A 3,271-nucleotide genomic window follows, 5' to 3' on the forward strand; every position below is an offset into this window, starting at 1 on the left:
GGATGTGTTGCTGGCCAATGTACAGGCACTGGTCAGCCAGCGCTCCACCTTTGCTGGGCGCACCGCACAAGACGCCGGCCAGCGTGTGGCCTTGAGTGCCTGTGCCGATGTGCAAGGGTTTGAGACCATAGACCGTGTGCTCGAAGTGGACCAAACCCCGATTGGCAAAACCCCGCGTTCCTGCCCCGCTACCTACATCGGGTTTTGGGACACGGTCCGCAAACTGTTTGCCGAGACGCTCGAAGCCAAAGCGCGTGGCTACGCCGCCGGACGCTTCAGTTTCAACACGGGAGAAGGCCGATGCCCCAGCTGTGAAGGTCAAGGCATGCGCACCATCGAGATGAGCTTTTTGCCGGATGTGAAAGTGCCTTGCGAAACCTGCCGAGGTGCCCGATTCAACCCCGAGACCTTGGCCGTCACCTGGCGTGGCAAAAGCATTGGCGATGTGTTGCAGATGGAAGTGGACGAAGCCGTGGACTTTTTTGCCAGCATGCCCAGCATCGCGCACCCGTTGCAACTGCTCAAAGACGTGGGCTTGGGTTACCTCACTTTGGGCCAGCCTTCACCGACGCTCAGCGGCGGCGAGGCTCAGCGCATCAAGTTGGTGACCGAGCTGACCAAGGTGCGCGACGAAGTGGGCAAGCGCGGCAACAAAGCCCCGCACACCCTGTATGTGCTGGACGAACCCACTGTGGGCCTGCACATGGCCGACGTGGACAAGCTCATCAGCGTGCTGCACCGCTTGGTGAATGCCGGCCACAGCGTGATCGTGATCGAACACGACCTGGATGTCATTGCCGAAGCCGACTGGGTGATTGACCTGGGGCCTGAAGGCGGCAACGCCGGTGGCCGCATTGTGGCCGCCATGACGCCTGAAGCCTTGGTGCTTTTGGGCACGCACACCGGCATGGCGTTGGCACCCGTGCTGGCCAGGACGTGATCAGCCCGCTGCCCCCAAGCGCCAAAGTGATGTGACTTCTGCCGACCGGGCTGCATGCAGTGGGTCGGTGGCGTCTTGGGCTTTGGTGTGGCGGGGCAGGGTGTCCACGCGACCCAAGACCTTCAGCCCTGCCTCGTCGATCCAGCCTTGCAGCTCGGCCCGGGTGCGCAAACCCAAGTGTTCTGCCAAGTCCGACAAGATCAACCAGCCCTCACCCTCCGGGCACAGGTGGCTGGCCAGTCCGGACAGAAAGGCCTTGAGCATCTGGCTGCCTTCGTCATAAACCGCTTGTTCCAGCAAAGAGGTCGGGCGCGCAGGCAACCAAGGGGGGTTGCACACGACCAATGCCGCTTGCCCAGGTGGAAAAACGTCGGACTTGAGCAGTTCGACCTGCCCGGTCAATTCGAGCCGCTGCAGGTTGTCCTTGGCACAAGACAAGGCCCGGTCCGACATGTCGGTTGCCACCACCCGATTGACGCCACGCCGTACCAACACCGCCGACAGCACGCCCGTGCCGGTGCCAATGTCAAACGCCAACGGTGTGGTTTGCAAAGCTGCAGGCAAAGGCGCCTTCGCCACCAAATCCACATATTCACCGCGCACGGGCGAAAAGACCCCGTAATGGGGGTGAATGCGTGGTTCTTTGCCGCCCAAGGCCGCCACTTCGACGCCGTTTTTGCGCCACTCGTGGGCCCCAATCAAGCCTTGCAAAATGCGCAACGGCACCACGCCGTTGTGGCCATCACCGCGCCCCCAAGCTTCGTTGCAGGCCTGTTTCACATCGGGTGCACGGCGCAAGGCAATGCTGTAGTCGTCTTTCAGCTCGATCAACAAGGAATTCAAGACTCTTGCCCGTTGCGCCTTCGCTTGGCGGTGGGCGTTGAATCCTGTGGCAGGGTCTACCGCCGGGGTGGCTTGGTTTCTGCCCCGTGTTTTGCGTTTGGCCGGTTTGTCCAGCCGTCGCATCAGTGCTTGCAACAGCAGCCGTGCGTTTTGAAAGTCACCCCGCCACAACAAAGCGGTGCCCTCGCAGGCCAAGCGGTAAGCCGTATCGGCCGCAAGCGTATCGTCGGCCAGCACCACACGCTTAGGTGGTGTGCTTTCGGCATGCCAAGACGCTGTACGTTGCTGGCCGTTCTCTTCCCAGTTCAGCGGGTTTGTTGGGTTCATGGGGCATTCCCGCAGTCTGGGTTAAAGCGTTTGATCATAAACAGCCCTGAGCCCGGCCAGCGTCCAAACAGTCCAAAGCTGATATTTGTTCGAAAACACCTTTTGATTCCGCTGACCGTCAGCCTTAGCAGGCAAAATACAGCGCATCCGCTCAATGCGGGAGTCACGATTGTCAAAAAACACCCACAACCACCCTCTTGTCTTGCCAGAGCCTTCAGCTCGGCGGTTGGTGTTGTTGGTGCCTGTTTGCAATCCTGGGCCGCGTTGGCATGACTTTTTGCAAGCCCTTCAGGCCCAGAACCTTCAACCACAGCTTGGGGTGGTGATTGATTCGGCCTCCGATGACGGCGCTCCAGCAGCCGCCAAAGCGGCCGGCCTGGTGGTGCACCGCATCGACCGTGCCACGTTCAACCACGGCACCACCCGCCAGCAGGCGGTCGACCAATTCGCGGCCGACGCCGATGTGGTGGTTTTCTTGACCCAAGACGCTGTGCTGGCTGACCCGATGGCTCTGAAGCACCTCGTGGCCGCGCTGGACGACCCCCAAGTGGGTGCCGCTTACGGCCGCCAAATGCCGCACCCCGACGCCACGCCGGTGGCCGCTCACGCCCGTTTGTTCAATTACCCCACCACCAGCCACCACCGGCGCTGGGTCGATGTGCCCGAATTCGGCATCAAAACCTGTTTTTTGTCCAATACTTTTGCGGCCTACCGTGTCAAAGCGATGCGCGAAGCGGGCGGCTTTCCAGCCCAGGTCATCTTGGGTGAAGACATGCATTTGGCCGCTCGCCTGCTCAAAGCCGGTCACGCCATCCGCTACCAAGCACAAGCGGTCGTTTACCATTCGCACAATTATTCAATGTTGGCCGAGTTCAGGCGCTATTTTGACACGGGCGTCTTCCATGCAAAGCACCCATGGCTCCTGCAAGACTTTGGCGGTGCGGGGCGTGAAGGACTTCAATTTGTACGTTCCGAAATGCTCTACATGCTCAAGCATGCACCCTGGTTGTTGCCTGAAGTCGCATGCCGAACAGCGCTCAAGGCCCTGGGTTACCGCTTGGGCCGAGGCCATGAGTCGCTTTCAAAGCGCATGTGCAGCCGTTTTTCTATGCACAAGGGGTATTGGGTTTGAACGCACCTGAACGCCTGCTCGACCGTTTG

The 3,271-nt window shown here is 60.4% G+C and carries 2 protein-coding genes and 1 pseudogene; 2 read left to right on the forward strand and 1 reads right to left on the reverse strand.

Going from position 1 to position 3,271, the window contains the following annotated elements; genetic code table 11:
* Positions 1-940 (forward strand): annotated as a pseudogene (locus tag Q0O19_RS13950) (excinuclease ABC subunit A); the annotation flags it as partial.
* On the opposite strand, the gene Q0O19_RS13955 reads toward Q0O19_RS13950, so the two are convergent.
* The gene (locus Q0O19_RS13955; RefSeq protein ID WP_295523976.1) at positions 941-2,110 is read right to left on the reverse strand and encodes a class I SAM-dependent methyltransferase; all 1,170 of its coding nucleotides are present in this window, start codon (positions 2,108-2,110) and stop codon (positions 941-943) included.
* A 169-nt stretch (positions 2,111-2,279) separates the two neighbouring features.
* On the opposite strand from Q0O19_RS13955, the gene Q0O19_RS13960 reads away from it, so the two are divergent.
* Positions 2,280-3,242, forward strand: a complete 963-nt coding sequence (locus Q0O19_RS13960; protein ID WP_295523978.1) for a glycosyltransferase — start codon at positions 2,280-2,282, stop codon at positions 3,240-3,242.
* Positions 3,243-3,271: the final 29 nt, after the last annotated feature.

The organism is Limnohabitans sp. Rim8 (genome assembly GCF_945869175.1).
Lineage (GTDB): Bacteria > Pseudomonadota > Gammaproteobacteria > Burkholderiales > Burkholderiaceae_C > Limnohabitans_A.

Coding starts and splice junctions, on each gene's coding strand:
- Q0O19_RS13955 (WP_295523976.1), bottom strand. CDS start 2,110: ATGAACCCAACAAACCCGCTGAACTGGGAAGAGAACGGCCAGCAACGT.